Annotated in this window: 36 protein-coding genes; 3 read left to right on the top strand and 33 right to left on the bottom strand. The window is 67.8% G+C overall.

Going from position 1 to position 25,571, the window contains the following annotated elements; all coding sequences use genetic code 11:
* Positions 1 to 23: 23 nt before the first annotated feature.
* The 3 genes from M1E25_RS15095 to M1E25_RS15085 all read left to right on the top strand — a co-directional run bounded on the left by M1E25_RS15095 (position 24) and on the right by M1E25_RS15085 (position 5,350).
* Entirely contained in the window at positions 24 to 1,883 is a 1,860-nt protein-coding gene (locus tag M1E25_RS15095; protein WP_251415538.1) for a stealth family protein, read from the top strand.
* 81 nt (positions 1,884 to 1,964) lie between these two features.
* On the top strand, positions 1,965 to 4,943 hold the full coding sequence (gene afsR / locus M1E25_RS15090) for an SARP-family global regulator AfsR (protein ID WP_505016602.1): 2,979 nt from the start codon (positions 1,965 to 1,967) through the stop codon (positions 4,941 to 4,943).
* 197 nt (positions 4,944 to 5,140) lie between these two features.
* A complete protein-coding gene (locus M1E25_RS15085) occupies positions 5,141 to 5,350 on the top strand; it encodes a hypothetical protein (RefSeq protein ID WP_251415533.1) in 210 nt (69 codons plus the stop codon).
* Between the two features lie 314 nt (positions 5,351 to 5,664).
* On the opposite strand, the gene truA is transcribed toward M1E25_RS15085, so the two are convergent.
* The 33 genes from truA to tuf form a co-directional block, all read right to left on the bottom strand.
* Positions 5,665 to 6,585, bottom strand: a complete 921-nt coding sequence (gene truA / locus M1E25_RS15080; RefSeq protein WP_251415551.1) for a tRNA pseudouridine(38-40) synthase TruA — start codon at positions 6,583 to 6,585, stop codon at positions 5,665 to 5,667.
* A 172-nt stretch (positions 6,586 to 6,757) separates the two neighbouring features.
* Entirely contained in the window at positions 6,758 to 7,252 is a 495-nt protein-coding gene (rplQ, locus tag M1E25_RS15075) for a 50S ribosomal protein L17 (RefSeq protein ID WP_251415531.1), read from the bottom strand.
* Between the two features lie 127 nt (positions 7,253 to 7,379).
* The gene (locus tag M1E25_RS15070; RefSeq protein ID WP_251415528.1) at positions 7,380 to 8,402 is read right to left on the bottom strand and encodes a DNA-directed RNA polymerase subunit alpha; all 1,023 of its coding nucleotides are present in this window, start codon (positions 8,400 to 8,402) and stop codon (positions 7,380 to 7,382) included.
* Positions 8,403 to 8,536: 134 nt separating this feature from the next.
* Positions 8,537 to 9,163, bottom strand: coding sequence for a 30S ribosomal protein S4 (rpsD, locus tag M1E25_RS15065; protein WP_251415526.1), 627 nt, complete (start codon positions 9,161 to 9,163; stop codon positions 8,537 to 8,539).
* A 25-nt stretch (positions 9,164 to 9,188) separates the two neighbouring features.
* Positions 9,189 to 9,593, bottom strand: a complete 405-nt coding sequence (rpsK, locus tag M1E25_RS15060) for a 30S ribosomal protein S11 (RefSeq protein WP_251415523.1) — start codon at positions 9,591 to 9,593, stop codon at positions 9,189 to 9,191.
* Positions 9,594 to 9,690: 97 nt separating this feature from the next.
* Positions 9,691 to 10,071 carry a 30S ribosomal protein S13 gene (rpsM, locus tag M1E25_RS15055; protein ID WP_251415521.1) on the bottom strand — a complete coding sequence of 127 codons (381 nt, stop codon included), beginning with the start codon at positions 10,069 to 10,071 and terminating at the stop codon, positions 9,691 to 9,693.
* Positions 10,072 to 10,248: 177 nt separating this feature from the next.
* Complete coding sequence (gene rpmJ / locus M1E25_RS15050) at positions 10,249 to 10,362, bottom strand: 50S ribosomal protein L36 (RefSeq protein ID WP_003956441.1); 114 nt, start codon at positions 10,360 to 10,362, stop codon at positions 10,249 to 10,251.
* A 57-nt stretch (positions 10,363 to 10,419) separates the two neighbouring features.
* Positions 10,420 to 10,641, bottom strand: coding sequence for a translation initiation factor IF-1 (infA, locus tag M1E25_RS15045; RefSeq protein WP_003956442.1), 222 nt, complete (start codon positions 10,639 to 10,641; stop codon positions 10,420 to 10,422).
* 161 nt (positions 10,642 to 10,802) lie between these two features.
* The gene (map, locus tag M1E25_RS15040) at positions 10,803 to 11,639 is read right to left on the bottom strand and encodes a type I methionyl aminopeptidase (RefSeq protein ID WP_251415518.1); all 837 of its coding nucleotides are present in this window, start codon (positions 11,637 to 11,639) and stop codon (positions 10,803 to 10,805) included.
* 102 nt (positions 11,640 to 11,741) lie between these two features.
* A complete protein-coding gene (locus tag M1E25_RS15035) occupies positions 11,742 to 12,398 on the bottom strand; it encodes an adenylate kinase (protein ID WP_251415515.1) in 657 nt (218 codons plus the stop codon).
* Positions 12,398 to 13,714 (bottom strand): preprotein translocase subunit SecY, encoded by a 1,317-nt coding sequence (gene secY, locus M1E25_RS15030; protein WP_251415512.1) that lies wholly within the window; start codon positions 13,712 to 13,714, stop codon positions 12,398 to 12,400. The genes M1E25_RS15035 and secY overlap by 1 nt, the downstream gene beginning before the upstream one ends.
* Positions 13,715 to 13,914: 200 nt before the next feature.
* Positions 13,915 to 14,370 carry a 50S ribosomal protein L15 gene (gene rplO, locus M1E25_RS15025; protein ID WP_251415510.1) on the bottom strand — a complete coding sequence of 152 codons (456 nt, stop codon included), beginning with the start codon at positions 14,368 to 14,370 and terminating at the stop codon, positions 13,915 to 13,917.
* A gap of 1 nt (position 14,371) precedes the next feature.
* Complete coding sequence (rpmD, locus tag M1E25_RS15020) at positions 14,372 to 14,554, bottom strand: 50S ribosomal protein L30 (protein ID WP_251415508.1); 183 nt, start codon at positions 14,552 to 14,554, stop codon at positions 14,372 to 14,374.
* Positions 14,554 to 15,159 (bottom strand): 30S ribosomal protein S5, encoded by a 606-nt coding sequence (gene rpsE, locus M1E25_RS15015; RefSeq protein WP_251415506.1) that lies wholly within the window; start codon positions 15,157 to 15,159, stop codon positions 14,554 to 14,556. The genes rpmD and rpsE overlap by 1 nt, the downstream gene beginning before the upstream one ends.
* 44 nt (positions 15,160 to 15,203) lie before the next feature.
* Entirely contained in the window at positions 15,204 to 15,587 is a 384-nt protein-coding gene (gene rplR / locus M1E25_RS15010; protein WP_251415504.1) for a 50S ribosomal protein L18, read from the bottom strand.
* A 3-nt stretch (positions 15,588 to 15,590) separates the two neighbouring features.
* Entirely contained in the window at positions 15,591 to 16,130 is a 540-nt protein-coding gene (rplF, locus tag M1E25_RS15005; RefSeq protein WP_251415502.1) for a 50S ribosomal protein L6, read from the bottom strand.
* 20 nt (positions 16,131 to 16,150) lie between these two features.
* A complete protein-coding gene (gene rpsH, locus M1E25_RS15000; RefSeq protein ID WP_251415500.1) occupies positions 16,151 to 16,549 on the bottom strand; it encodes a 30S ribosomal protein S8 in 399 nt (132 codons plus the stop codon).
* 288 nt (positions 16,550 to 16,837) lie between these two features.
* The gene (locus M1E25_RS14995; RefSeq protein ID WP_251415498.1) at positions 16,838 to 17,023 is read right to left on the bottom strand and encodes a type Z 30S ribosomal protein S14; all 186 of its coding nucleotides are present in this window, start codon (positions 17,021 to 17,023) and stop codon (positions 16,838 to 16,840) included.
* Between the two features lie 2 nt (positions 17,024 to 17,025).
* Positions 17,026 to 17,586 carry a 50S ribosomal protein L5 gene (gene rplE, locus M1E25_RS14990; RefSeq protein WP_251415495.1) on the bottom strand — a complete coding sequence of 187 codons (561 nt, stop codon included), beginning with the start codon at positions 17,584 to 17,586 and terminating at the stop codon, positions 17,026 to 17,028.
* Complete coding sequence (rplX, locus tag M1E25_RS14985; RefSeq protein ID WP_251415492.1) at positions 17,586 to 17,909, bottom strand: 50S ribosomal protein L24; 324 nt, start codon at positions 17,907 to 17,909, stop codon at positions 17,586 to 17,588. Before rplX ends, rplE begins: the two co-directional genes overlap by 1 nt.
* Before the next feature lie 3 nt (positions 17,910 to 17,912).
* A complete protein-coding gene (gene rplN, locus M1E25_RS14980; RefSeq protein WP_251415489.1) occupies positions 17,913 to 18,281 on the bottom strand; it encodes a 50S ribosomal protein L14 in 369 nt (122 codons plus the stop codon).
* A 131-nt stretch (positions 18,282 to 18,412) separates the two neighbouring features.
* A complete protein-coding gene (gene rpsQ / locus M1E25_RS14975; RefSeq protein WP_251415486.1) occupies positions 18,413 to 18,697 on the bottom strand; it encodes a 30S ribosomal protein S17 in 285 nt (94 codons plus the stop codon).
* Positions 18,697 to 18,921, bottom strand: coding sequence for a 50S ribosomal protein L29 (gene rpmC / locus M1E25_RS14970; protein WP_004950453.1), 225 nt, complete (start codon positions 18,919 to 18,921; stop codon positions 18,697 to 18,699). The genes rpsQ and rpmC overlap by 1 nt, the downstream gene beginning before the upstream one ends.
* Positions 18,921 to 19,340 (bottom strand): 50S ribosomal protein L16, encoded by a 420-nt coding sequence (gene rplP, locus M1E25_RS14965; RefSeq protein ID WP_251415483.1) that lies wholly within the window; start codon positions 19,338 to 19,340, stop codon positions 18,921 to 18,923. Before rplP ends, rpmC begins: the two co-directional genes overlap by 1 nt.
* 5 nt (positions 19,341 to 19,345) lie before the next feature.
* Entirely contained in the window at positions 19,346 to 20,176 is an 831-nt protein-coding gene (rpsC, locus tag M1E25_RS14960; protein WP_251415480.1) for a 30S ribosomal protein S3, read from the bottom strand.
* Positions 20,176 to 20,523, bottom strand: coding sequence for a 50S ribosomal protein L22 (gene rplV, locus M1E25_RS14955; RefSeq protein WP_044571671.1), 348 nt, complete (start codon positions 20,521 to 20,523; stop codon positions 20,176 to 20,178). Before rplV ends, rpsC begins: the two co-directional genes overlap by 1 nt.
* Before the next feature lie 41 nt (positions 20,524 to 20,564).
* A complete protein-coding gene (gene rpsS, locus M1E25_RS14950) occupies positions 20,565 to 20,846 on the bottom strand; it encodes a 30S ribosomal protein S19 (protein WP_251415477.1) in 282 nt (93 codons plus the stop codon).
* Between the two features lie 12 nt (positions 20,847 to 20,858).
* A complete protein-coding gene (gene rplB / locus M1E25_RS14945; protein ID WP_251415475.1) occupies positions 20,859 to 21,695 on the bottom strand; it encodes a 50S ribosomal protein L2 in 837 nt (278 codons plus the stop codon).
* 47 nt (positions 21,696 to 21,742) lie between these two features.
* Positions 21,743 to 22,075, bottom strand: coding sequence for a 50S ribosomal protein L23 (rplW, locus tag M1E25_RS14940; RefSeq protein WP_251415473.1), 333 nt, complete (start codon positions 22,073 to 22,075; stop codon positions 21,743 to 21,745).
* A complete protein-coding gene (gene rplD / locus M1E25_RS14935) occupies positions 22,075 to 22,749 on the bottom strand; it encodes a 50S ribosomal protein L4 (protein WP_251415471.1) in 675 nt (224 codons plus the stop codon). Before rplD ends, rplW begins: the two co-directional genes overlap by 1 nt.
* Positions 22,750 to 22,757: 8 nt before the next feature.
* The gene (rplC, locus tag M1E25_RS14930) at positions 22,758 to 23,402 is read right to left on the bottom strand and encodes a 50S ribosomal protein L3 (protein ID WP_251415469.1); all 645 of its coding nucleotides are present in this window, start codon (positions 23,400 to 23,402) and stop codon (positions 22,758 to 22,760) included.
* A 13-nt stretch (positions 23,403 to 23,415) separates the two neighbouring features.
* Positions 23,416 to 23,724 carry a 30S ribosomal protein S10 gene (gene rpsJ / locus M1E25_RS14925; protein WP_003948644.1) on the bottom strand — a complete coding sequence of 103 codons (309 nt, stop codon included), beginning with the start codon at positions 23,722 to 23,724 and terminating at the stop codon, positions 23,416 to 23,418.
* A gap of 579 nt (positions 23,725 to 24,303) precedes the next feature.
* Positions 24,304 to 25,497, bottom strand: a complete 1,194-nt coding sequence (gene tuf / locus M1E25_RS14920) for an elongation factor Tu (RefSeq protein WP_251415467.1) — start codon at positions 25,495 to 25,497, stop codon at positions 24,304 to 24,306.
* Positions 25,498 to 25,571 lie beyond the last annotated feature (74 nt).

Below are 25,571 nucleotides of genomic sequence, written 5' to 3'. Positions count from 1 at the left end.
CCGAGGAAGAACTGGACACCCACATGGCATCGCGCGCAAAGGCCCTGAGAGACCGTCTCCTCCCCGTACGCAAGCAGCAGCGCGAGGAACTTCGGCGCACCGCCGAGGCGGAGGCGGCAGAGCAACAGCGGGAGCAAGCCGAACGCAAGCGCGCGGAGCGGATCGCCGCCCGCCGGAAGGCCCTGCTGGAGGGCGACACGGACTTGGCGCAGGTGACGGTCGAGGGCCGTCCCTATTTCGGGCGCCGCGTCCGGTCGTTCACCGCGGCGGAAGCCTCGGCCCGCAACCTCTCCCTGGTCACGGACGCGGCACTGCACGCCGGAGTCGAGTACTTCCTGGTGCCCGGCCGCTCACCGCTGCGTCACGTGATCGGCATACGACTGGAGGACCGCAAGGCACTGCTGGAGTCGTTGCGAGAGCTCTACCCCGACACCGCGCTGTACGCGATGAGACCCGGCAGAGAGTCCTGGCCCGCCGACGCAGCCCTGTACGCGGACGGCGCCCTCCCCACCGCCCTCAAGCGGCAGGACACCATCCGCTTCGGTGAGATCCTGCTGAGCCCCGGCGGCCACCCCCTCGCCGACCTGTCCTACGGCTGCGACGTCGAGTTCTGGCGCGAGGGTGACCAGCTCCTGACCGACGCCGGAAACGGCGACCAGGCATCCGCCGACCGGATCTCCGGCCTGCGCACCCAGGCCCCGTCCGCCATGCTCGCCGGTGCCCTGGTGGCCCCGCGCCTCAACGCCGTCTCCGACGTCGTGCCCGCCGAGGCCCGAATACCCGCGACCCGCTCCGTAGCCGGACGGGAGCATCCCACGTGGGCCGACTTCTTCCAGCCGCGCCTCGACGGCATCGACTTCCCCCTCGACGTCGTCTACACGTGGGTCGACGGTACGGACCCCGATCTCGCCGCCAAGCGGGAGGCGCACCGCAGCGGTGGCCGGGCCCCGCGCATCAACGCCCGGGAGACCGGCGCCTCCCGCTACACCAGCTACGACGAGCTCAAGTACTCCCTGCGCTCGCTGGAGATGTACGCGCCGTTCGTCCGCAACGTCTACATCGTGACCGACGGGCAGACACCCTCCTGGCTCGACACCGGAGCCCGCGGCATCCAGGTCGTCGACCACAAGGACGTATTCGCCGACCCCGCCGCTCTGCCCGTCTTCAACTCCCACGCCATCGGTACCCAGTTGCACCATGTCGACGGACTGTCCGAGCACTACCTCTACTTCAACGACGACGTCTTCCTGGGCCGGCCCGTCACCGCAGGCCACTTCTTCCACGGCAACGGGATCGCCAAGCTGCCCTTCTCCCCCTTCCAGTTGGGCCTCGGCTCCCCGCATCCCGAAGAGCCCGCCCCCAACTCGGCCGGCAAGAACGTGCGCAAGCTGCTTCTCCAGCAGTACGGCCGGATGACCGTCAACAAGTTCATGCACACCCCGCACCCCCAGATCCGCTCGGTCATGCGAGAGATCGAGACCCTCTTCGCCGAGGACGTGGAACGAACCAGCCGGTCCCGGTTCCGCGACACCACCGACATCGCCATGGGTGCCTCGCTCCACCACCACCACGCCTACCTGACCGGACGCGCCGTCCCCGGCACCTTCAAGCTCCGCTATATCGATGTGGCACGGCCGGAGGCTCCGGAGCAGATGGCGGAGCTGCTGGCGACCCGCCGCTTCGACTTCTTCTGCCTGAACGACGTCAACACCCCTGCGGAGCAGCAGGAACGTATCGCCGCCGAACTCCACACCTTCCTGGAGTCCTATTTCCCCTTCGCGAGCCGATGGGAGCGACGTCCGGGGATCCCCGCTCCCCGGACGGGCCGGCACGACGCCGCCGAGATCGGACGCCGAGAACCGTCCGCCGCCCGTCCTTGCTGACACATCGCCTGCGTCACCGGGCCCCTGCTCCCGTCGCAACACTGTGGGGGCCCTGTGGAGAGCTGAATCCCTACTGACGCGATCCTTCCCGCCAAGGCAGAATTACCCGGGCATGCGCCCCGAGAGCGGGAGGAAGCAATGGCACAGGCACCGGCACCGGGGACACGGCTGAACTTCGCCGTACTCGGTCCGGTACGCGTCCGCCGCGGGGACACGCAACTGCCGACCGGATCGCCGCAACAACGGGCGCTCCTGGCAGCCCTGTTGCTGCGCGGCGGACGTACCGCCACCGCACCCGAGCTCGTCGACGCCCTGTGGGGAGAGGACCCTCCGGACGCCGCCCTCGCCGCACTGCGCACCTACGCCTCCCGGCTCCGCAAGTCGTTCGGCCCCGATGCCGCCGACACCCTGGTCAGTGAATCCGGTGGCTACGCCATCCGTACCGACCCGGCCACCCTCGACATCGCCCTCGCCGAGCGGTACGCCGCACAGGCCGATCAGGCCGGCACCGCCGGTGACCGGCACCGCGCCCGGGACCTGCTGAACGCCGCGCTCGGCCTGTGGGAGGGCGAACCACTCGCCGGGCTCCCCGGACCCTACGCAGAAACACAGCGCGTCCGGCTCCAGGAGTGGCGGCTCCGACTCCTCGAATCCCGACTCGAGATGGACCTCGAACTGGGCTGTCACGCCGAGGCGGTGTCCGAACTCACCGCTCTCACCGCCGCCCACCCCTTGCGCGAGCGACTGCGCGGCCAGCTGATGCTGGCCCTCTACCGCAGCGGCCGTCAGGGCGAGGCCCTCGCGCTCTACGCCGACACCCGGCGACTGCTCGCCGACGAGCTGGGCGTCGACCCGTGCGCCGAACTCCTCGACCTGCACCAGCGGATCCTCGAGGCGGACCCGGCTCTCACGGCCTCTGCGATCGGGCGGGCCGCGCAGACACCCGTCGCCGTCCGGCCCGCACAACTTCCCGCCTCCATAGCCGATTTCACCGGCAGGGCCGACTCGGTCCGCGAACTCGGCGAGCGGCTGACCACCGCCGAGGGCTCGGTGATGGCCGTGTCCGCCGTGGCCGGTATCGGGGGCGTCGGCAAGACCACCCTCGCCGTGCACGTGGCACACGCGACCCGCGCCGCCTTCCCCGACGGCCAGTTGTACGCGGACCTCCAGGGGGCCGGGCCCGGAGCGGCCGAACCGGAAACCGTCCTCACCTCGTTCCTGCGAGCCCTCGGTACCCCTGACGCCTCCATTCCGCCCACCCTCGACGAACGGTCCGCCCTCTACAGGTCTGCGCTCGACGGCCGCCGCGTCCTCGTCCTCCTCGACAACGCCCGCGACGCCGCCCAGGTCCGGCCGCTGCTGCCGGGCACGGACGGCTGCACCGCCCTGATCACCAGCCGGACCCGGATGATCGACCTGGCCGGCGCCCACCTCGTCGATCTCGACGTGATGAGTCCGGACGAGGCCCTCGAACTCTTCACCAGGATCGTCGGCAAGGACCGGGCAACAGCGGAACGCAAAGCCGCGCTCGCCGTCGTCGGCGCCTGCGGCTTCCTCCCGCTGGCCATCCGCATCGCGGCCTCCCGCCTCGCCGCCCGCCGAACCTGGACCGTGGCCGTCCTGGCCGCGAAGCTCGCCGACGAACGCCGACGGCTGGACGAGCTCCAAGCCGGTGACCTTGCCGTCAAGGCCACCTTCGAGCTCGGCTACGGACAGCTCGAACCCCAACAGGCCCGCGCCTTCCGCCTGCTGGGCCTCGCCGACGGGCCCGACATCTCCCTCGCGGCGGCCGGCGCCGTCCTCGACCTCGACCCGTACGACACCGAGGAACTTCTCGAGTCCCTGGTGGACGCCTCGCTGCTGGAGTCGACGGCCCCCGGCCGCTACCGCTTCCACGACCTCGTCCGCCTCTACGCCCGCGCCTGCGCCGAGCGCGACGAGCACCCGCCGTCCGAACGCCGCGCGGCCACGTCCCGGCTCCTCGACTTCTACCTCGCGACGGCCACCGGCGTGTACGCCCTGGAGCGTCCCGGAGACCGCACGGTCGACCACTTGGAACCCACCGGCCGACCGGGCCTCGCCCTCGCCGACCGTGCCGAAGCACTCGACTGGCTGCACACCGAGGCCGAGTGCATTCTCGCCTGCGTCCGGCAGGCCGCCGCCGAGGGCGAGGTGCGTCGCGCCGTCGACCTGCTGCTCGCGGCCAAGGACCTGTGCGAGTCCGGGGCCGGCTCCGGCCGCTACGAGCAGGCCGCCCTCGCGGTCCGCGACGCCGCCCGCAGGGCCGACGACAAGAAGGCCGAGGGCCGTGCCCGCACCACCCTCACCCAGGTCTACATCACGGCCGGCCGCTACGACGAAGCGGACGAGGAGGCCCGGCACGGCATGCTGCTGGGCCAAGTCGCGAACGACCCTTGGGCTGCCTGCAACGCCCCCAACGAGCGGGGCATCATCGCACTGCACGAGAAGCGGCACGAGGACGGTGAAGCCCATCTGCGGCAGGCCGTCGAATGCTTCCACGCCGACGGCAACAGCGTCGGCGAGGCCAGCGCCCTGTGCAATCTCTCCCGCATCCAGCTCGCCATGGGGCGCACCGACAACGCCGTCGACCTCGCCCGCCGGGGCATCGAGATCTACGACTCCATGGGCCTCACCCTGCGGCTGGCGAACGCCCGCTACGCCCTCGGCCTCGCTCTCACCGCCGCCGGAAGGCTGTCCGAGGCACTCGATGAACTCACCGAAGCCCTGGGCGTGTTCCACGCGAACCGTCAGCCCCTGTGGGAGGGCGTCACCCACTTCCGGCTGGCCGAGGTGCACCTGGCGGCCCGGCGTCCCACGCTCGCGGCCGCACACGCGGAACAGGCCATCGCCCTGCGGGGGATCGGCGGCGAATGGCGCCGCGGCACCGTCCTCACCGTTCTCGGCAGGGCCCTGGACGCCATAGGGCAGCCCGACCGCGCGCGAGCCTGCTGGACCGAAGCTCTGGCCATCTACGAGCGCCTCGGTTCCCTCGAAGCGGACGAGGTGCGCGGTCTCCTGGCACCAGCGGCCGTCGCATAAACGCCGTGCGCCGGAGCGTTCATCGATCGTTTATCGCCGCCTCGCATGCTGACGGATGTCGGTCCGTCACCACGCAGGAGGGGAGGGCGGCGGACCGACACGGACCGGAGCACCGCATCGTCCGCCCGGCGGCCCACGGGGGAGCCGCCGGGTGGCGTCACACCGAATACACAGCAGCAACAAAGGAGTTGACCGACATGGGTGACACGCCGCAGCCCGAGGACGAGCTGAAGCCGCTGGACAGCCACGCCTCGGGCCCGGGCGCCGGGGATGCCACCACGCTCGACAGCCACGCCTCGGGCCCCGGTGCGGACGACGAGGTGACCACCCTCGACAGCCACGCCTCGGGCGAGGGAACCGGCGGCGTGACCGTGCTGGACAGCCACGCCTCCGGCGAGAAGCCCTGACCGGGGCGACCCATCGGTGACGGGGAAGCGGCCGCGGTGGCGTGGAGGGGGCGCCACCGCGGCCGCCGCACGCCGGAGGCAGGCCGGAGAGGAATCGCGACCTCGCATCGCGCGGTGCGTGACGCTCACCGGGCCCGTCCAGTCGTCCACGCCCTCACCCTGAGCGGATCGTGCAGGCCGGGGGACTTCACACTCGTCACCCGCCGGGTCAGGTCCACCGGAGTGCTTGCCCGAACTGCTGCGCCCATCGGTAGGCCACCGCGAGCAACTGGGGGCGGCGTCGGGACCGATCAACCTGCCTCCGCACGTCGGCGTCAGCAGCAGGCCGCGCCCGGCCCGGCCCCACCGGCGCCCGGCAGCGTCCGACGGTTGCGGGCCTCGCGGTTGCGGGCCGCCAGCCGGCCGTCCGCCGGATAACCGACCTCCTCCAGCGTCAGCCCGTGCGGCCGGACCACGTTGACGGCCGAGTGCCGGGCCCTGCCCTCGAGCACCTCGCCGGGGAAGTCCACCGGACGGTGTCCGTCCCCCACCAGCAGGAGCGAGCCCACCAGCGCGCGCACCATGTTGTGGCAGAAGGCGTCGGCCCGGACCGTCGCCACCGCGAGCCCGGCGTCCTTCTCCCCCGGGGCAGGGCGCTCCCAGTGCAGGTCGAGGAGGGTACGGATGGTCGTCGCCCCCTCGCGCTTCTTGCAGTAGGCCGCGAAGTCGTGCTCCCCCAGCAGCTTCCGCGCGGCCTCGTTCATCAGGTCGACGTCCAGCGGCCAGTCGTGCCACAGCACATGGCCGCGGCGCAACGGGTCGACCCCGCCCCGGTGATCACCGACCCGGTAGGCATAGCGCCTCCAGATCGCCGAGAACCGCGCGTTGAACCCGGCAGGGGCCTCCGCGACCCGCCACACCCGCACATCGTGGGGCAGCCGGCCCGCGAGCCGCCGCAACAGCTTCTCGCCGTGCTCGGCCCACACTTCTTCGCGCAGATCCACGTGCGCGACCTGGCCGCGGGCGTGCACCCCGGCGTCCGTACGGCCCGCGACCGTCAGCTCCACCGGGTACGGCAGCCGCATCACGGTCTGCAACGCGTTCTCGAGCTCCCCCTGGACCGTCCGCCGCTCCCGCTGGCGGGCCCAGCCGGAGAAATCCCTCCCGTCGTAGGCCAGGTCCAGGCGGACGCGGACGAAGCCGGGCTCCGGATCGTCGGAGTAGGCAGGCTTGTCGGGCCGGCTGGTGGCATCCATGTGCTGCATACCCTGAAGTCTCCCAAAGCGCGGCGCAGCCCCGGACCACCGGACCGTTCCCGGTGCCTCAGGGGAGGAGCCGCCCGGAATCCGCACCGGAAACGCGGAACGGGCCCGTCCCCGGAAAGGGGGCGGGCCCGTCCTGCAGCTGAGTTAAGCCGCGCCGGACGCCTCAGGCGTCCTTCGACTCCTCGGCCGGGGCCTCGGCGGCCTCGTCCTTGGTCTCGGCAGCGGCCTTGTCACCCTCGGCGTCCTTGGCGGAACGCTTAGTGGCGGCCTCGGCCTCACCGACAGCGGTCTGCTGCACGGTCAGCGCCTCGACCAGCTCGATGACGGCCATCGAGGCATTGTCGCCACGACGGTTGCCGATCTTGGTGATGCGGGTGTAACCACCGGGGCGGTTCTCGTACCGCGGGGCGATCTCCGTGAAGAGCGTGTGCACGACACTCTTGTCGGTGATCGTCTGCAGCACCAGGCGACGGTTGTGGATGTCGCCCTTCTTCGCCTTGGTGATCAGGCGCTCGGCGACCGGACGCAGCCGGCGGGCCTTGGCCTCGGTGGTGGTGATGCGGCCGTGCTCGAACAGCGACTTGGCGAGGTTCGCCAGCAGGAGCCGCTCGTGCGCAGCGCTGCCGCCCAGACGGGCGCCCTTGGCGGGCTTCGGCATGGTGATTCTCCTTGTGATCTGCACCGGCCGTATCAGGTACCGGTGTCAGTGTCCGTACGGGCGTCTGCCCGCCGGAAATCTCGCGCCGGCGGACGGGCCGGAAAGCCCGTCCGCCGTGGGGAGCCGGTCAGTACTGCTCGGTCTCCACGAAACCGGTGTCGCCCTCGTCGTCCGCGCCGAAGGCGTCGGCGGCGGCGGTGGGGTCGAATCCGGGCGGGCTGTCCTTGAGGGCCAGGCCCATGCCGGCCAGCTTCGCCTTGACCTCGTCGATCGACTTGGCGCCGAAGTTGCGGATGTCGAGAAGGTCCGCCTCGGAACGGGCCACGAGTTCGCCCACCGAGTGGATGCCCTCACGCTTGAGGCAGTTGTACGAGCGGACCGTGAGCTCGAGCTCCTCGATCGGCAGCGCCAGGTCGGCGGCCAGCGCCGCGTCCGTCGGCGACGGGCCCATGTCGATGCCCTCGGCGTCGATGTTGAGCTCGCGGGCCAGGCCGAACAGCTCGACCAGGGTCTTGCCGGCCGACGCCATGGCGTCGCGCGGGCGCATGGCCTGCTTGGTCTCCACGTCGACGATCAGCTTGTCGAAGTCGGTGCGCTGCTCGACACGGGTCGCCTCGACCTTGTAGGTGACCTTGAGCACGGGGCTGTAGATCGAGTCGACCGGGATCCGGCCGATCTCCTGGCCCACCTGCTTGTTCTGGACGGCGGAGACGTAGCCGCGACCGCGCTCGACGGTCAGCTCCATCTCCAGCTTGCCCTTGCCGTTCAGGGTGGCGAGGACCAGATCGGGGTTGTGCACCTCGACACCGGCCGGCGGGGCGATGTCGGCAGCGGTGACCAGGCCGGGACCCTGCTTGCGCAGGTACATCACGACCGGCTCGTCGTGCTCCGAGGAGACGACCAGCTGCTTGATGTTGAGGATGAGGTCGGTGACGTCCTCCTTGACACCCGGCACGGTGGTGAACTCGTGCAGGACACCGTCGATCCGGATGCTCGTCACAGCGGCACCGGGAATCGAGGAGAGGAGCGTGCGCCGGAGCGAGTTACCGAGGGTGTAGCCGAAGCCCGGCTCCAGCGGCTCGATCACGAACCGGGAGCGGAACTCGTCGACGACCTCTTCGGTCAGCGAAGGGCGCTGAGCGATCAGCATGGGGAACTACCTCCAGTCATCGGCACCCACTATTTGATGCCGAGCCCCACCGGGCGGCGGCCCGGTGCGTTACTACGCAATGGTACGGGCGGTACGTCCCCGACGGGGACCGTACCGCCCGTACCGGCGAGCCACTACTTGGAGTAGAGCTCGACGATCAGCTGCTCCTGCACCTGGGTGTCGATCACCTGGCGCTCCGGCAGGCTGTGCACGAGGATGCGCATCTTCGCCGGGATGGCCTCGAGCCACGCCGGGACGGTGCGCTCGCCGGCCTCCGCACGAGCGACCACGAAGGGGGTCATCTCCTGTGAGGACTTGCGAACCTCGATGATGTCGTTCGCCGACACGCGGGCCGACGGGATGTCGGTCTTGCGGCCGTTGAGGTTGATGTGGCCGTGCTTGACCAGCTGACGGGCGTGGTCGCGGGACTTGGCGAAGCCCGCACGGTAGACCACGTTGTCGAGGCGGGTCTCGAGGATGCGCAGCAGGTTCTCGCCGGTCTTGCCCTGCTTGCGGTTGGCCTCGTCGTAGTAGCCACGGAACTGCTTCTCAAGGACGCCGTAGATGCGCGCGCACTTCTGCTTCTCGCGCTTCTGCAGCAGGTACTCGCTGTCCTTGGTGCGCCCGCGACCGTGCTCACCCGGGGGGTAAGGACGGATCTCGATCGGGCACTTCGCGCTCTCGCACTTGCTCCCCTTGAGGAAGAGCTTCTGCTTCTCCCGACGGCAACGCTTGCAGTCGGCCCCGGTGTAACGCGCCATTGTCTTTTTCTCCTACTTCAGTCGATCAGACGCGGCGGCGCTTGGGCGGGCGGCATCCGTTGTGCGGAGTGGGGGTGACGTCCTGGATCGAACCCACTTCGAGGCCGGTGGCCTGGAGGGAGCGGATCGCGGTCTCACGGCCGGAGCCGGGACCCTTGACGAAGACGTCCACCTTGCGCATGCCGTGCTCCTGCGCCCGACGGGCGGCCGACTCGGCAGCCATCTGCGCGGCGAACGGGGTCGACTTGCGCGAGCCCTTGAAGCCGACGTGGCCGGCCGAGGCCCAGGAGATCACGTTGCCGGTGGGGTCGGTGATCGAAACGATGGTGTTGTTGAACGTGCTCTTGATGTGAGCGTGCCCGTGGGCGACGTTCTTCTTTTCCTTGCGGCGCACCTTCTTGGTGCCGGCCGCACGGCTCTTCGGAGGCATTCTTGGAAACTCCCGTGGAGGTGGTCGGTCCTACTGCTCGGACCGCGGGTGCGCGGAACCGGGGCAACCCCGGACTCCGCAGTGCGTCCGGTGAGGACTACTTCTTGCCCGGCTTCTTCTTGCCGGCGATCGCGCGACGCGGGCCCTTGCGGGTGCGGGCGTTGGTGCTGGTGCGCTGACCGTGGACGGGCAGGCCACGGCGGTGACGCAGACCCTGGTAGCAGCCGATCTCGACCTTGCGACGGATGTCGGCCTGGATCTCGCGGCGGAGGTCGCCCTCGGTCTGGAGGTTGGCGTCCACGTACTCGCGGATCTTGACGAGGTCCTCTTCGGCCAGGTCGCGAACGCGGGTGTCCGGGTTCACGCCGGTGTTCTTCAGGGTCTCCTGGGCACGGGTGCGACCAATGCCGAAGACGTAGGTGAGGGCGACCTCGACGCGCTTGTCGCGCGGGAGATCAACGCCTGAGAGGCGTGCCATTGATGTGGCTCCTGATGGCTAGCGGAGGTCTTCCACAGCACCGTTCCCGGACAGTTCGCATTTCCGGGTCCCCGGCCTCCACCGAGGGTGTCGACCCCGCGTGACACGGGGCGGGTGACTGCGTATTTACGTTGTTGCTGTGCGTCGCGCGAAGTACTGCGAGGTGCGGGTCGTACGTCAGCCCTGGCGCTGCTTGTGGCGCAGGTTGTCGCAGATGACCATGACCCGGCCGTGACGGCGGATCACCTTGCACTTGTCGCAGATCTTCTTGACGCTCGGCTTGACCTTCATGGGATGTGAGGTTCTCCGGGTCAGTGCCGGCACCCGCAGAAGGGGTGACGACAAGATCTACTTGTAGCGGTAGACGATCCGTCCGCGCGTCAGGTCGTACGGAGAGAGCTCCACTACGACCCGGTCGTCGGGAAGGATACGGATGTAGTGCATCCGCATCTTGCCGCTGATGTGCGCGAGGACTTTGTGCCCGTTCTGGAGCTCCACCTTGAACATCGCGTTCGGCAGAGACTCGATAACGGTGCCCTCGATTTCGATGGCCCCTTGTTTTTTGGCCATGTCGTGAGCGCTTCGCCTTCCGGATTCGGCTACCTGGGACGATCCCCGGGCGCACGAAGGCACACGAGGACCGACGCGTCAGTCTACGGCACCGCACACGGAAAGACGAATCGGCACCCGCCGATCCGCGATGCCCCGATACTGCCCGGCGACAGAGATCATTAAGCGGTGGGATCCGGTGCGGTCGCGATCCCGAATTCGGCCAGCTTCGCCTTGCCGCCGTCGAAGGCGGTCAGGACCAGCGGACCTTCCTCGGTCAGCGCAACCGTGTGCTCCCAGTGACTGCTCCACGTGCCGTCGTTCGTCTTCACCGTCCAGTCGTCCTCGAGGACGTGGGTACGGCGGGTGCCGAGACTCACCATCGGCTCGATGGCCAGGCAGAACCCGGGCACCAGACGGGGGCCGCGACCGCGACGACGGTCGACGTAGTTCAGCAGGTGCGGGTCCATGTGCATCTCGGAGCCGATGCCGTGGCCTCCGTAGTCCTCGATGATCCCGAACTTGCCGGTCGCCGGACGCGGCTGACGCTTGATGTAGCCCTCGATCGCCTTGGAGACGTCCACCAGCCGGTTGCCCTGCTTCACGGCCGCGATCCCGGCCCACATGGACTCCTCGGTCACCCGACTCAGCTCGTGAAGCTCCGGGGCGTGACCACTGCCGACGAAGAGGGTGACGGCCGCGTCGCCGTGCCAGCCGTCGATGATCGCTCCCGCGTCGACGGAGATGATGTCGCCGTCCGCGAGAACCGTCCCCTCGTCCGGGATGCCGTGCACCACCACGTCGTTCACCGACGTGCAGATGGTCGCAGGAAACCCGCCGTACCCCAGGAAGTTCGAGGTGGCGCCGTTTTCGGCGAGCACCTTCCGAGCCACGTCGTCCAGGTCCTTGGTGGTCGCCCCGGGAACCGCGGCCGCACGGCACGCCTCGTGGATCCGCGCCACGACCAGCCCGGCCTCACGCATCTTCGCGATCTGTTCCGGGGTCTTGATCTCCACCATCGGGTGCCTTCAGCCTTCTGTCGTCCGTCGTTCGGGGGGCAAACACAACAGTACGGCCGCGACGCCCTCCGGGGCACCGCGGCCGTACGTACAAGCGTTCGATCAGGTGGTCTTCTGACGCAGCGCTTCCATGGCCCGCTGAGTCACCTCGGCGACCTTGCCGAGGGCCGGGATCGTGACCACGAGGCCCTGGACCTTGTAGTAGTCGATGATCGGCTCGGTCTCACGGTGATAGACCTCGAGGCGGTTGCGCACCGTGTCCTCGCTGTCGTCCTCGCGCTGGTACAGCTCACCGCCGCACACGTCGCAGACACCCTCCGCCTTCGGCGGACTGTAGACCACGTGGAACGTGTGACTGCTGTCCGTCCGGCAGGTCCGGCGGCCCGCGATACGCTTGACGACCTCGTCCTCCGGGATCTCCAGGTCGAGCACCGCGTCGATCTTCCGGCTGTCCCCCTCGAGGAGCCGGTCCAGGACCTCGGCCTGGTTCAGATTGCGCGGGAAGCCGTCCAGAAGGAATCCCTCGGCCGCGTCCGGCTGGTCCAACCGGTCCTTCGCCATCCCGATGGTGACCTCGTCGGGCACCAGCTGGCCGGCCTTCATGTACTCCTGTGCCTTCTGGCCGAGCGGGGTGCCCTGGCTGATGTTGGCACGGAACAGGTCGCCCGTGGAGATGTGGGGAATGGACAGGTTCTTGGCAAGGTACTGGGCCTGCGTACCCTTGCCCGCGCCAGGCGGCCCGACGAGGACGATTCGCATCAGCGGAGGAACCCTTCGTAGTTGCGCTGCTGCAGCTGGCTCTCGATCTGCTTCACGGTTTCCAGACCCACACCCACGATGATGAGGATGCTCGTCCCGCCGAACGGGAAGTTCTGGTTCGCCTGGAAAGCCACCAGCGCCACCGTTGGCACCAGAGCGATCAAGCCCAGGTACAGCGATCCCGGCCACGTGATCCTGTTCAGCACGTAGCTCAGGTATTCAGCGGTGGGACGACCAGCCCGGATGCCCGGGATGAAGCCACCATACTTCTTCATGTTGTCCGCGACTTCTTCGGGGTTGAACGTGATGGCCACGTAGAAGAACGCGAAGAACACGATCAGGAGGAAGTACGTAACGATGTAAATCGGGTGGTCGCCCTTGACGAACGTCTGGGAAATCCAGTTTGCCCAGCCCGCCTTGGACCCGCTGAACTGAACGATCAATGCGGGGATGTAGAGGAGCGACGACGCGAAGATGACCGGAATCACACCGGCCTGGTTCACCTTGAGCGGGATGTAGGTCGAGGTCCCGCCGTACGAACGCCGGCCGATCATTCGCTTGGCGTACTGCACCGGGATGCGCCGCTGGGCCTGCTCGACGAAGACCACCAGGGCGACCATGCCCAGCCCCAGCAGGATGACGGCGCCGAAATTCACCCAGCCGTCGGCGATCTTGCCCTGGGTCTTGATCTGCCACAGAGCGGCCGGGAAACCCGCCGCGATCGAGACGAACATGAGGATCGACATGCCGTTGCCGATGCCGCGGTCGGTCACCAGCTCACCGAGCCACATGATCAGCGCGGTGCCGGCGGTCATGCAGACGACCATGACGACGGTCGTGAAGATCGAGGTGTCGGGGATGATCTGCGAAGCCTTGTCGCACTGCGGGAAGAGACTGCCGCTGCGGGCCGTGGCCACCAGACCGGTGCCCTGCAGAATGGCCAGCGCGACGGTCAGGTAGCGGGTGTACTGCGTGATCTTCGCAGTACCCGCCTGTCCCTCCTTCTTGAGTGCCTCCAGGCGCGGGATCACCACCGTCAGGAGCTGGAGGATGATGCTCGCCGTGATGTACGGCATGATTCCGAGCGCGAAGATCGTCAGATTCAGCAGTGCGCCACCGCTGAACATGTTGACGAGGCCGAAGAGCCCGCTGCCACCCTGGGTGGCCTGCTTCATGCAGTAGTTGACGTTGGGGAAGCTGACACCGGGTACGGGGATGTGGGCCCCGAGCCGGAAAAGCACGATGATGCCCAACGTGAACAGCAGCTTCTTGCGCAGGTCAGGCGTCTTGAACGCCCGGGCGAACGCGGTGAGCACGGTGCCTCCTGCGCCCCTCGCTTCAATCGCGAGAGGTGACGGTGTTGAGGTTCGACGAATTCATACAGCCAAAAACCGCGCAGCACACACCGCGCGGAAGTTAACAGTGGACGCCACGATACCCGGGGCCGTGCGCCCGTGGAACGACCAACCGGGGATGCCCCGTGAGGGACATCCCCGGTAGACCGCAATCAACGATCTCAGACGAGCTCGGTGACGGTGCCGCCGGCGGCGGTGATCTTCTCCTTGGCGGAGCCGGAGACGGCGTCGACCGTCACCTGCAGCGCCACGGAGATCTCGCCGGTACCGAGAACCTTGACGAGCTGGTTCTTGCGAACCGCACCCTTGGCGACCAGGTCGGCCACCGTGACCTCGCCACCCTGCGGGTAGAGCGCGGCCAGCTTGTCCAGGTTCACGACCTGGAACTCGGTACGGAACGGGTTCTTGAAGCCCTTGAGCTTCGGGAGCCGCATGTGGAGGGGCATCTGCCCACCCTCGAAGCGCTCCGGAACCTGGTAACGGGCCTTGGTGCCCTTGGTGCCACGACCTGCGGTCTTACCCTTGGACGCCTCACCACGACCCACACGGGTCTTGGCGGTCTTGGCGCCCGGGGCGGGCCGGAGGTTGTGGACCTTCAGCGGGTTCTGCTCCGCCATGTCAGTCGACCTCCTCGACCGTGACGAGGTGCCGCACGGTCTGGGCCATGCCGCGGATCTCGGGACGGTCCTCCTTGACAACCACGTCGTGCAGGCGCTTCAGCCCGAGCGAACGCAGCGTGTCGCGGTGGTTCTGCTTGCTGCCGATGTACGACTTCGTCTGCGTGATCTTGAGACGGGTCATCAGACACCCGCCCCGGCACGCGCCCGCAGCAGAGCAGCGGGGGCGACGTCCTCGAGCGGCAGACCACGACGGGCGGCGATCTCCTCGGGGCGCTGCAGCCCCTGGAGCGCGGCCACCGTGGCGTGCACGATGTTGATCGGGTTCGACGAACCGAGCGACTTGCTCAGGACGTCGTGGATGCCCGCGCACTCCAGAACGGCGCGCACCGGGCCACCCGCGATCACACCGGTACCGGGGGAAGCCGGCTTGAGCAGGACGACGCCCGCAGCCTTCTCGCCCTGGATCGGGTGCGGAATGGTGCCCTGGATCCGGGGGACCTTGAAGAAGTGCTTCTTGGCCTCCTCAACGCCCTTGGCGATGGCGGCCGGCACCTCCTTGGCCTTGCCGTATCCGACACCCACGGTGCCGTCACCGTCGCCCACCACGACCAGCGCGGTGAAGCTGAAGCGACGACCACCCTTCACAACCTTGGCGACGCGGTTGATGGCGACAACACGCTCGACGTAAGCGGTCTTCTCGGCAGCTGCGCCGCCGTCCCGCCGGTCCTTCCGGTCCCGCCGCTCGCCGCCACCGGCACCGCTTCCGCGGCGCTGGGGTCCAGCCATTGGATTTACCTCTCTCGTTTGCGTCCGCTAGCTACGGAACCGACTCAGAACCTGAGTCCGGCTTCGCGGGCGGCGTCGGCCAGAGCGGCGATCCGCCCGGCGTACTTGTTGCCACCGCGGTCGAACACGACGGCCTCGATGCCGGCAGCCTTGGCACGCTCGGCGACCAGGGCGCCGACCTGCTGGGCCTGGGCACTCTTGTCGGCCTCGCCGCCACGGATGGACGTGTCGAGGGTCGACGCGGACGCGAGCGTGTGCCCCGCGACGTCGTCGATGACCTGCGCGACCATGTGGCGGTTGGACCGCGTGACCACCAGGCGGGGGCGCTCCGACGTGCCGGAGATCCGCTTGCGGACGCGGATGTGGCGACGCTTGAGAGCAGCACCCTTGTAGGCCTTGCCCTTGGCGATCTTCACACCGTATGCCATGGCTTACTTACCAGCCTTTCCGACCTTGCGGCGGATGACCTCGCCCGCGTACTTGACGCCCTTGGCCTTGTACGGGTCGGGCTTCCGCAGCTTGCGGATGTTGGCGGCGACCTCGCCGACCTTCTGCTTGTCGATGCCCTCGACGCTCAGCTTGGTCGGGGACTCGACCTTGAAGGAGATGCCTTCAGGAGCCTCGACGAGGATCGGGTGGCTGTAGCCCAGGGAGAACTCGAGATTCGAGCCCTTGGCCTGAACGCGGTAACCGACACCGCTGATCTCGAGCGCCTTGCTGTATCCCGTGGTCACACCGGTGATCATGTTCGCCACCAGCGTGCGAGACAGGCCGTGGAGGGCCTTGTTCTGACGCTCGTCGTTCGGGCGCGTCACCGTGATGGTGCCGTCCTCGCCCTTGGCGACCTCGATGGGCGCGGCGACGGTGTGGGCGAGGGATCCCTTGGGACCCTTCACCTGGACCGTCCGGCCATCGATGGTGACGTCCACGCCGGCGGGAACCGGGATGGGGAGCTTGCCGATACGCGACATTGCTTTTCCTCCGTTCCCGACTACCAGACGTAGGCGAGGACTTCCCCGCCCACACCCTTCTTGCTGGCCTGCTTGTCGGTGAGGAGCCCGTGCGACGTGGAGATGATCGCCACGCCCAGGCCGCCGAGCACCTTCGGCAGGTTGGTGGACTTTGCGTAGACCCGCAGACCCGGCTTCGAGATCCGCTTGATGCCGGCGATCGAGCGCTCGCGGTTGGGGCCGAACTTCAGGTCGAGGACGAGGTTCTTGCCGACCTCGGCGTCCTCGACCTTCCAGCCGGTGATGAAGCCCTCCTGCTGGAGGATCTCCGCGATGTGCGACTTGATCTTGCTGTGCGGCATCACGACAGAGTCGTGGTACGCCGAGTTCGCGTTTCGCAGACGCGTCAGCATGTCTGCGATCGGATCGGTCATGGTCATGATGGCCTTAGGCCTCTCTCGCCGGGGTTTCCTGTCTGCGCCATCCCTCTCCCCGGGCAAAGCCGGGACGGGTGCGGCGCGGGGACCTACGGCGTAGTAAGCGTCTTCTGTCGGGCTCCGCCCGGAAGCGGTGGCCCCGGAAGGCGGGCGCCCAACCCTTCCACTCTACGGGAGAGCAGAGGGGCCGTCGTCCGCCGGGGCACCCCGAAGGGAGCCGCGGCGGACGACGGACGGGAACCCGCCGTCCATGTGCTTACCGAGAGCCTGGTGCCAACCCGAAGGGGGTTGTTACCAGGAGCTCTTGGTCACGCCCGGAAGCTCGCCGCGGTGAGCCATGTCACGCAGGCACACACGGCAGAGACCGAACTTGCGGTAGACGGAGTGCGGCCGGCCGCAGCGCTGGCAGCGGGTGTACGCGCGCACACCGAACTTCGGCTTGCGGGCGGCCTTTGCGATCAGAGCCTTCTTCGCCACGGTCAGTTCTCCTTGAACGGGAAGCCGAGGTGACGAAGCAGGGCGCGGCCCTCGTCGTCGTTGGTCGCCGTGGTGACCACGGTGATGTCCATGCCCCGGACCCGGTCGATCTTGTCCTGGTCGATCTCGTGGAACATGACCTGCTCCGTGAGACCGAAGGTGTAGTTGCCCCGGCCGTCGAACTGCTTGGGCGACAGGCCACGGAAGTCGCGGATGCGCGGCAGCGCGAGCGACAGGAGCCGGTCCAGGAACTCCCACATGCGGTCACCGCGGAGGGTGACGTGGCAGCCGATAGGCTGCCCCTCGCGCAGCTTGAACTGCGCGATCGACTTGCGGGCCTTGGTGACCGACGGCTTCTGACCGGTGATCGTGGTGAGGTCGCGCACGGCGCCCTCGATCAGCTTGGAGTCGCGGGCGGCGTCGCCCACACCCATGTTGACCACGATCTTGGTCAGACCCGGGATCTGCATGACGTTCCCGTAGGAGAACTCGTCGCGCAGCTTGCCGGCGATCTCTTCGCGGTAACGCTGCTTGAGACGCGGAGCGTTGGTGGTGGCAGTCATCAGATGTCCTCACCGGTCCGCTTGGCAACGCGGATCTTGTTGCCGTCGTCGTCGAAGCGGTACCCGACGCGCGTGACGACCTTCTTGCCGTCCTTCTCCACGACGAGCTGAACGTTGCTCACGTGGATCGGGGCCTCCGTCGTCACAATGCCGCCGGTCTGGGAACCGCGAGCGGTCTGACCGGCCTTGGTGTGCTTCTTGACCCGGTTGACACCCTCGACGAGGACACGGTCCTGAGCCGGGTAGGCCTGAACGACCTTGCCCTGCTTGCCCTTGTCCTTACCGGTGATGACCTGGACCAGGTCGCCCTTCTTGATCTTCATCGGTTACAGCACCTCCGGCGCGAGCGAGATGATCTTCATGAACTTCTTCTCGCGCAGCTCCCGGCCCACGGGGCCGAAGATGCGGGTGCCGCGGGGGTCACCGTCGTTCTTGAGGATGACGGCCGCGTTCTCGTCGAAGCGAATGTACGAGCCGTCAGCGCGGCGGCGCTCCTTCACCGTGCGAACGATGACCGCCTTGATGACGTCACCCTTCTTCACGTTGCCGCCGGGAATCGCGTCCTTCACGGTGGCAACGATGACGTCACCGATGCCCGCGTAGCGGCGACCGGAACCGCCGAGAACACGGATGCAAAGGATCTCCTTCGCACCAGTGTTGTCGGCGACACTCAGTCGCGACTCCTGCTGGATCACGTCTATCTCCTGATCGTCTGCCGGTTCCCGGGGGGGGACTTCCGGGGAAGTCCCCCCGCCGAGCCTGGCGGAACTGTCCAGAAGGCGAATGCCTTCAGGATGGATCTCTGGAATCCCCTCGCGGGGATTGCCTACTTGGCCTTCTCGAGGATCTCGACGACGCGCCAGCGCTTGGTGGCGGACAGCGGCCGGGTCTCCATGAGGAGGACACGGTCGCCGACGCCGGCAGCGTTCTGCTCGTCGTGCGCCTTGAGCTTGTTGGTACGGCGGATGACCTTGCCGTACAGCGCGTGCTTGACGCGGTCCTCGACGGCGACGACGACGGTCTTGTCCATCTTGTCGCCGACAACGAGGCCCTCGCGGGTCTTGCGGAAGCCGCGCTCCTGCTGGGTTTCAGTCACATTCGTCTCGCTCATCAGGCGCTCTCCACCGTCTCGATGCCCAGCTCACGCTCACGCATCAGGGTGTAGATCCGGGCGATGTCCTTGCGGACGGCCTTCAGCCGGCCGTGGTTTTCGAGCTGTCCGGTCGCCGCCTGGAAGCGGAGGTTGAACAGCTCCTCCTTGGCCTCACGGAGCTTCGCAACGAGGTCCTCGTTGTTCAGCTCGCGCAGCTCGGTCGCCTTGGTACCGGCCGCCATCACGACTCACCTGCCTCGCGCCGGACGATCCGGCACTTCATCGGAAGCTTGTGCGCGGCGCGGGTGAGCGCCTCACGAGCGACCTTCTCGTTCGGGTAGGACAGCTCGAACATCACCCGGCCGGGCTTGACGTTCGCGATCCACCACTCGGGCGAACCCTTACCGGAACCCATGCGGGTCTCGGCGGGCTTCTTCGTGAGCGGCCGGTCCGGGTAGATGTTGATCCAGACCTTGCCGCCACGCTTGATGTGGCGGGTCATGGCGATACGGGCCGACTCGATCTGACGGTTCGTCACATAGGCCGGGGTCACCGCCTGGATGCCGTACTCGCCGAACGCAAGCTCGGTGCCGCCCTTGGCCATACCACTGCGCTTCGGGTGGTGCTGCTTGCGGTGCTTGACCCTACGGGGGATCAGCATGACGGTCAGGCCTCCGTTCCGGTGGACTCGGCCGGAGCGGCAGCCGCGGGGGCCTCGGCCTTGGGGGCCTCGGCCTGGGACTGCTGCTGCGGCTTGCGACCGCGACCGCCACGCTCGCCACCGCGGCCACCGCGGGCCGGGCGGTCGCTGCCGCCACGGGCCGGACGGTTGCCGGCACGGGCAGCGGCGTTCTCGGCGCGGACCTCGGCGATGTTCTTGACGTCGCCCTTGTAGATCCAGACCTTCACACCGATGCGGCCGAAGGTCGTCTTGGCCTCGAAGAAGCCGTAGTCGACGTTCGCGCGGAGCGTGTGCAGGGGCACACGGCCCTCGCGGTAGAACTCCGAGCGGGACATCTCGGCGCCGCCGAGACGGCCGCCGCACTGGATCTTGATGCCCTTGGCGCCGGCCTTCATCGAGCTCTGCATCGACTTGCGCATCGCACGACGGAAGGAGACGCGGGAGGACAGCTGCTCGGCCACGGCCTGCGCGACCAGCTGAGCGTCGGTCTCGGGGTTCTTGACCTCGAGGATGTTCAGCTGGACCTGCTTGCCGGTGAGCTTCTCCAGCTCGCCGCGGATGCGGTCGGCCTCCGCACCACGACGGCCGATGACGATGCCCGGCCGGGCGGTGTGGATGTCGACGCGGACACGGTCGCGGGTGCGCTCGATCTCCACCTTGGAGATACCGGCACGCTCCATGCCCTTCGTCATCATCCGGCGGATGGCGACGTCTTCCTTGACGTAGTCCTTGTACAGCTTGTCGGCGTACCAGCGGGACTTGAAGTCCGTCGTCACGCCGAGCCGGAACCCGTGCGGGTTAACCTTCTGGCCCATTACCGGGTTCCTTCCTTGCTGCTGACGACCACGGTGATGTGGCTGGTCCGCTTGCGGATCCGGTAGGCGCGGCCCTGGGCACGCGGCCGGAACCGCTTCAGGGTCGGGCCCTCGTCGACGTAGGCCTCGGAGATGACGAGGCTGTCGGCGTCGGTGTGGTCGTAGTTGTGCGCGGCGTTGGCAATGGCGCTGTCCAGCACCTTGCCCACCGGCACGCTCGCGGCCTGCGGGGCGAAACGCAGGACCGCCTGAGCCTCCGTGGCGTTCATGCCACGGATGAGGTCCACCACTCGGCGGGCCTTCATGGGCGTGACGCGGATGTACCGCGCCTGGGCCCTGGCTTCCATGGTTGTCCCTTCGGTGTCAGTCATAGTCGTTCACACCCCGCCTAGCGGCGCTTCGACTTGCGGTCGTCCTTGACGTGGCCGCGGAAGGTGCGGGTCGGCGCGAACTCGCCGAGCTTGTGGCCGACCATCGACTCGGTGACGAACACCGGGACGTGCTTGCGGCCGTCGTGCACCGCGATCGTGTGGCCGAGCATGGCCGGGACGATCATCGAGCGGCGGGACCAGGTCTTGATGACGTTTTTGGAGCCGGCCTCGTTCTGAACATCCACCTTCTTCATGAGGTGGTCGTCGACGAAGGGCCCCTTCTTGAGACTGCGCGGCATCTGAACCCGCTCCTAGCGCTTCTTGTTCGTCTTGCGGCGGCGGACGATGTACTTGTTGCTGGCCTTCTTCGGCGAGCGAGTACGACCCTCCTTCTGACCCCACGGCGAGACCGGGTGGCGGCCACCGGAGGTCTTGCCCTCACCACCACCGTGCGGGTGGTCGACCGGGTTCATCGCGACACCGCGGACGGTCGGACGCACGCCCTTCCAGCGCATGCGGCCGGCCTTGCCCCAGTTGATGTTCGACTGCTCGGCGTTGCCGACCTCGCCGATGGTGGCGCGGCAGCGAACGTCGACCATGCGAACTTCACCGGACGGCATACGAAGGGTGGCCATGGAGCCCTCCTTCGCCAGCAGCTGGACCGAAGCGCCCGCGGAGCGGGAGATCTTCGCGCCGCCGCCGGGACGCAGCTCGATGGCGTGAATGGTCGTACCCACCGGGATGTGGCGCAGCGGGAGGTTGTTGCCCGGCTTGATGTCGGCACCGGGGCCGGCCTCAACCCGGTCGCCCTGGGCCAGCTTGGCCGGGGCGAGGATGTAGCGCTTCTCGCCGTCTGCGTAGTGCAGGAGCGCGATGCGCGCGGTGCGGTTCGGGTCGTACTCGATGTGCGCGACCTTGGCCGGCACGCCGTCCTTGTCGTGACGACGGAAGTCGATCACGCGGAAGGCGCGCTTGTGGCCACCGCCCTGGTGGCGAACGGTCACACGACCGGCGTTGTTACGGCCGCCCTTGCTGTGCAGCGGGCGGACCAGCGACTTCTCCGGCGTGGACCGCGTGATCTCGACGAAGTCGGCGACGCTGGAGCCACGACGGCCCGGGGTCGTCGGCTTGTACTTGCGGATACCCATTTCTCAGTCCTCGGAAGATTCCGGACTTCTAGACGTTCCGATCCCCGTTAGGAGACCGGGCCGCCGAAGATGTCGATGCGGTCGCCCTCGGCAAGGGTCACGATGGCGCGCTTGGTGTCCTTGCGCTTGCCGAAACCGGTGCGGGTGCGCTTGCGCTTGCCCTGCCGGTTGATCGTGTTGACCCCGGTGACCTTGACCGAGAAGACCGTCTCGACGGCCTGCTTGATCTGGGTCTTGTTCGCGCGCGGGTCGACGATGAACGTGTACTTGTTCTCGTCCAGCAGCGCGTAGCTCTTCTCGGACACCACCGGCTTGACCAGGACGTCACGGGGGTCCGTGAAGGTCCGGCTGGTGACGGCCGCTGCAGTCGCCTCGCTCATCAGGCGTCGCTCCCTTCGAGCTCAACCTCGGAGGCGGTGGCCTTGCCGGCCGCGGCGGGACCCGCCACGAAGCGCTCGAAGGCAGCCTGCGTGAAGACCACGTCGTCGGAGACGAGCACGTCGTACGTGTTCAGCTGACCCGGCTCCAGGATGTGGATCTGGGGCAGGTTGCGGGCGGACAGCCACGCGGCCTCGTCCGAGCGCTCGGCGACCAGGAGCAGGTTCTTCCGCCCGCTGATCTTGCCGAACAGGCTCTTCGCGGCCTTGGTGGAGATGTCGCCGTCGATCACGCCGGAGACGACGTGGATGCGGCTGTGGCGTGCCCGGTCGGAGAGGGCACCGCGCAGGGCGGCGGCCTTCATCTTCTTCGGGGTCCGCTGCGAGTAGTCACGCGGCACGGGGCCGTGGACGGTGCCACCGCCGGCGAACTGCGGGGCGCGGGTCGAACCCTGACGGGCTCGGCCGGTGCCCTTCTGGCGGTACGGCTTCTTGCCACCGCCGCGGACCTCGCCGCGAGTCTTCGTCTTGTGCGTGCCCTGGCGGGCAGCAGCCAGCTGGGCGACGACGACCTGGTGGATCAGCGGAACGCTGACCTGCACGTCGAAGATCTCCGCAGGGAGTTCGACGGTCCCGGCCTTGTCGCCTGCCGGCGAAAGGATGTCAATGGTGCTCATCGGTTACCTCAGGCCCCCTTGGCCGCGGTACGGACCAGGACGAGGCCGCCGTTCGGACCAGGAACTGCGCCCTTGATGAGCAGCAGGCCCTTCTCCGCGTCAACGGCATGAACGGTCAGGTTCTGGGTGGTGACCCGCTCGTTGCCCATGCGGCCGGCCATGCGCAGGCCCTTGAACACGCGGCCCGGAGTGGCACAGCCACCGATGGAGCCCGGCGAGCGGTGCTTGCGCTGGGTGCCGTGTCCGGCGCCGAGGCCTGCAAAGCCGTGGCGCTTCATGACACCGGCGGTGCCCTTGCCCTTGCTGGTGCCGGTCACGTCGACCTTGACACCGGACTCGAACACCTCGGCGGTGACCTCCTGGCCGAGCGTGTACTCGCCGGCGTCGGCGGTACGCAGCTCCACCAGGTGGCGGCGCGGGGTGACGTCCGCCTTGGCGAAGTGGCCCTTGAGGGGCTTGTTCACCTTGCGGGGGTCGATCTCGCCGAAGGCGATCTGGACGGCGTCGTAGCCGTCGGCGTCGTTGGTGCGGACCTGGGTCACGACGCAGGGACCGGCCTTGACGACGGTGACCGGGACGACGCGGTTGTTCGCGTCCCACACCTGCGTCATGCCGAGCTTCTCGCCCAGGACGCCCTTGATCTGCTTAGCCATCTCGCGCGTCACCTCAGAGCTTGATCTCGATGTCGACGCCCGCCGGCAGGTCGAGTCGCATGAGCGAGTCCACCGTCTTCGGCGTGGGGTCGAGGATGTCGATGAGGCGCTTGTGCGTGCGCATCTCGAAGTGCTCGCGCGAGTCCTTGTACTTGTGCGGCGACTTGATGACGCAGTACACGTTCTTCTCTGTGGGCAGCGGCACCGGGCCCGCGACCGACGCACCAGTGCGGGTCACCGTCTCGACGATCTTCTTCGCCGAGGAGTCGATGACCTCGTGGTCGTAGGCCTTGAGCCGGATGCGGATCTTCTGTCCCGCCATGGCTACTTCGTAGTCCTGTCTCTCGTAACGCTCTGGAACCCGGTGCGACTGCGTCCCCATCCGAAGGAACACCGCCGATCTCCGACCCACGCGGTCGGGCGTGTCGCACTCCCTCCAAAGACATCTCCTGAGAGATTTCCCTGCCGAGGGGGTGCGGCCCGAGGCCGCTGCCGTGATTGCTCACGCGGGGGAGAACACCCACCGGATGCCTGGCCGAGACCCCGCTGACGCTTCCCGGAAGATTCCCGTACTTCCGCTCCTGAGAAGGAGCGACGAGTACCGCGGGACTCGCTTCCAGTTCTCCCGGCGGGAGACGCGCAGCATCGGCACTCAACCGAGCAACCTGGCTAGTGTGCCATACAGGGCATGCACGACGCCAATCAAGTACCCGCCCCCACCAGGGTGTCCGGAGCCGGCGTCACGGCGACCGCAGACTCCACCCGCCAACCGGCGCCCGGCACCGGCCAGTCGGTGCAGCAACACGCCAAGGGCTCTGCCCGTCACGAGGACGGGCAGAGCCCTTGAACAAAACGCTCCGGAGAGCTGCCGCTCACCCGCAGGGGGCGAGAGGCGACCAGGTCACTTGTTGATCTTGGTGACCTGGCCGGCGCCGACGGTCCGGCCACCCTCACGGATGGCGAACTTGAGGCCCTCCTCCATGGCGACCGGCTGGATCAGCTGGACGGACATGGTGGTGTTGTCGCCCGGCATGACCATCTCGGTGCCCTCGGGGAGGGTCACGACGCCGGTCACGTCCGTGGTACGGAAGTAGAACTGCGGGCGGTAGTTGTTGAAGAACGGGGTGTGGCGACCACCCTCGTCCTTCGACAGGATGTAGGCCTGGGCCTCGAACTCGGTGTGCGGCGTGACCGAACCGGGCTTGATGATGACCTGGCCGCGCTCGACGTCCTCACGCTTGATGCCACGGAGGAGCAGACCGACGTTCTCACCGGCCTGGCCCTCGTCGAGCAGCTTGCGGAACATCTCGATGCCGGTGACCGTGGTGGTGGTCTTCTCCGGCTTGATGCCCACGATGTCGACGGTCTCGTTGACCTTCAGGACACCGCGCTCAATACGGCCGGTGACGACCGTACCGCGACCGGTGATCGTGAAGACGTCCTCGATCGGCATGAGGAACGGCTTGTCGACGTCGCGCTCCGGCTGCGGGATGGCCTCGTCGACGGCGTGCATGAGCTTGAGGACGGACTCGCCCCACTCCTTGTCGCCCTCGAGCGCCTTGAGCGCCGAGACCTTGACGACCGGAACGTCGTCGCCCGGGAACTCGTACTCGGAGAGCAGCTCACGGACCTCGAGCTCGACGAGCTCCAGGATCTCCTCGTCGTCCACCATGTCGGCCTTGTTCAGGGCGACAACGATGTACGGAACGCCGACCTGGCGGGCCAGGAGCACGTGCTCCTTGGTCTGCGGCATCGGGCCGTCGGTGGCGGCGACCACGAGGATGGCGCCATCCATCTGCGCCGCACCGGTGATCATGTTCTTGATGTAGTCCGCGTGACCCGGGCAGTCAACGTGGGCGTAGTGACGCGACTCGGTCTGGTACTCGACGTGCGCGATGGAGATGGTGATACCGCGCTGGCGCTCCTCAGGAGCCTTGTCGATCTGGTCAAAGGCCGAGGCCTCGTTCAGCTCCGGGTACGCGTCGTGCAGCACCTTGGTGATCGCCGCGGTAAGAGTGGTCTTACCGTGGTCGATGTGACCGATGGTGCCGATGTTGACGTGCGGCTTAGTCCGCTCGAACTTCGCCTTCGCCACTGGGGTCCTCCTGTGGACTGGTGCTGTACTCCACCCACACTTTGCGGATGGGTTCAGGTGGTCTTTCCGAACCG

Origin of the sequence: Streptomyces meridianus, from assembly GCF_023703325.1 — a bacterium.
GTDB classification, from domain to species: domain Bacteria; phylum Actinomycetota; class Actinomycetes; order Streptomycetales; family Streptomycetaceae; genus Streptomyces; species Streptomyces meridianus.
This window is presented reverse-complemented; position numbering and strand designations above follow the sequence as displayed.

Excerpts from the sequence above, each read along its gene's own strand:
- M1E25_RS15095 (WP_251415538.1), top strand. The coding sequence starts at position 24 with ATGGCATCGCGCGCAAAGGCCCTGAGAGACCGTCTCCTCCCCGTACGC.
- M1E25_RS15085 (WP_251415533.1), top strand. The coding sequence starts at position 5,141 with ATGGGTGACACGCCGCAGCCCGAGGACGAGCTGAAGCCGCTGGACAGC.
- truA (WP_251415551.1), bottom strand. The coding sequence starts at position 6,585 with ATGGATGCCACCAGCCGGCCCGACAAGCCTGCCTACTCCGACGATCCG.
- rplQ (WP_251415531.1), bottom strand. The coding sequence starts at position 7,252 with ATGCCGAAGCCCGCCAAGGGCGCCCGTCTGGGCGGCAGCGCTGCGCAC.
- M1E25_RS15070 (WP_251415528.1), bottom strand. The coding sequence starts at position 8,402 with ATGCTGATCGCTCAGCGCCCTTCGCTGACCGAAGAGGTCGTCGACGAG.
- rpsD (WP_251415526.1), bottom strand. The coding sequence starts at position 9,163 with ATGGCGCGTTACACCGGGGCCGACTGCAAGCGTTGCCGTCGGGAGAAG.
- rpsK (WP_251415523.1), bottom strand. The coding sequence starts at position 9,593 with ATGCCTCCGAAGAGCCGTGCGGCCGGCACCAAGAAGGTGCGCCGCAAG.
- rpsM (WP_251415521.1), bottom strand. The coding sequence starts at position 10,071 with ATGGCACGCCTCTCAGGCGTTGATCTCCCGCGCGACAAGCGCGTCGAG.
- rpmJ (WP_003956441.1), bottom strand. The coding sequence starts at position 10,362 with ATGAAGGTCAAGCCGAGCGTCAAGAAGATCTGCGACAAGTGCAAGGTG.
- infA (WP_003956442.1), bottom strand. The coding sequence starts at position 10,641 with ATGGCCAAAAAACAAGGGGCCATCGAAATCGAGGGCACCGTTATCGAG.
- map (WP_251415518.1), bottom strand. The coding sequence starts at position 11,639 with ATGGTGGAGATCAAGACCCCGGAACAGATCGCGAAGATGCGTGAGGCC.
- M1E25_RS15035 (WP_251415515.1), bottom strand. The coding sequence starts at position 12,398 with ATGCGAATCGTCCTCGTCGGGCCGCCTGGCGCGGGCAAGGGTACGCAG.
- rplO (WP_251415510.1), bottom strand. The coding sequence starts at position 14,370 with ATGGCGGAGCAGAACCCGCTGAAGGTCCACAACCTCCGGCCCGCCCCG.
- rpmD (WP_251415508.1), bottom strand. The coding sequence starts at position 14,554 with ATGACCCGTCTCAAGATCACGCAGACGAAGTCGTACATCGGCAGCAAG.
- rpsE (WP_251415506.1), bottom strand. The coding sequence starts at position 15,159 with ATGGCTGGACCCCAGCGCCGCGGAAGCGGTGCCGGTGGCGGCGAGCGG.
- rplR (WP_251415504.1), bottom strand. The coding sequence starts at position 15,587 with ATGGCATACGGTGTGAAGATCGCCAAGGGCAAGGCCTACAAGGGTGCT.
- rplF (WP_251415502.1), bottom strand. The coding sequence starts at position 16,130 with ATGTCGCGTATCGGCAAGCTCCCCATCCCGGTTCCCGCCGGCGTGGAC.
- rpsH (WP_251415500.1), bottom strand. The coding sequence starts at position 16,549 with ATGACCATGACCGATCCGATCGCAGACATGCTGACGCGTCTGCGAAAC.
- rplE (WP_251415495.1), bottom strand. The coding sequence starts at position 17,586 with ATGACTGCCACCACCAACGCTCCGCGTCTCAAGCAGCGTTACCGCGAA.
- rplX (WP_251415492.1), bottom strand. The coding sequence starts at position 17,909 with ATGAAGATCAAGAAGGGCGACCTGGTCCAGGTCATCACCGGTAAGGAC.
- rpsQ (WP_251415486.1), bottom strand. The coding sequence starts at position 18,697 with ATGAGCGAGACGAATGTGACTGAAACCCAGCAGGAGCGCGGCTTCCGC.
- rpmC (WP_004950453.1), bottom strand. The coding sequence starts at position 18,921 with ATGGCGGCCGGTACCAAGGCGACCGAGCTGCGCGAGCTGAACAACGAG.
- rplP (WP_251415483.1), bottom strand. The coding sequence starts at position 19,340 with ATGCTGATCCCCCGTAGGGTCAAGCACCGCAAGCAGCACCACCCGAAG.
- rpsC (WP_251415480.1), bottom strand. The coding sequence starts at position 20,176 with ATGGGCCAGAAGGTTAACCCGCACGGGTTCCGGCTCGGCGTGACGACG.
- rplV (WP_044571671.1), bottom strand. The coding sequence starts at position 20,523 with ATGGAAGCCAGGGCCCAGGCGCGGTACATCCGCGTCACGCCCATGAAG.
- rpsS (WP_251415477.1), bottom strand. The coding sequence starts at position 20,846 with ATGCCGCGCAGTCTCAAGAAGGGGCCCTTCGTCGACGACCACCTCATG.
- rplB (WP_251415475.1), bottom strand. The coding sequence starts at position 21,695 with ATGGGTATCCGCAAGTACAAGCCGACGACCCCGGGCCGTCGTGGCTCC.
- rplW (WP_251415473.1), bottom strand. The coding sequence starts at position 22,075 with ATGAGCGAGGCGACTGCAGCGGCCGTCACCAGCCGGACCTTCACGGAC.
- rplD (WP_251415471.1), bottom strand. The coding sequence starts at position 22,749 with ATGAGCACCATTGACATCCTTTCGCCGGCAGGCGACAAGGCCGGGACC.
- rplC (WP_251415469.1), bottom strand. The coding sequence starts at position 23,402 with ATGGCTAAGCAGATCAAGGGCGTCCTGGGCGAGAAGCTCGGCATGACG.
- rpsJ (WP_003948644.1), bottom strand. The coding sequence starts at position 23,724 with ATGGCGGGACAGAAGATCCGCATCCGGCTCAAGGCCTACGACCACGAG.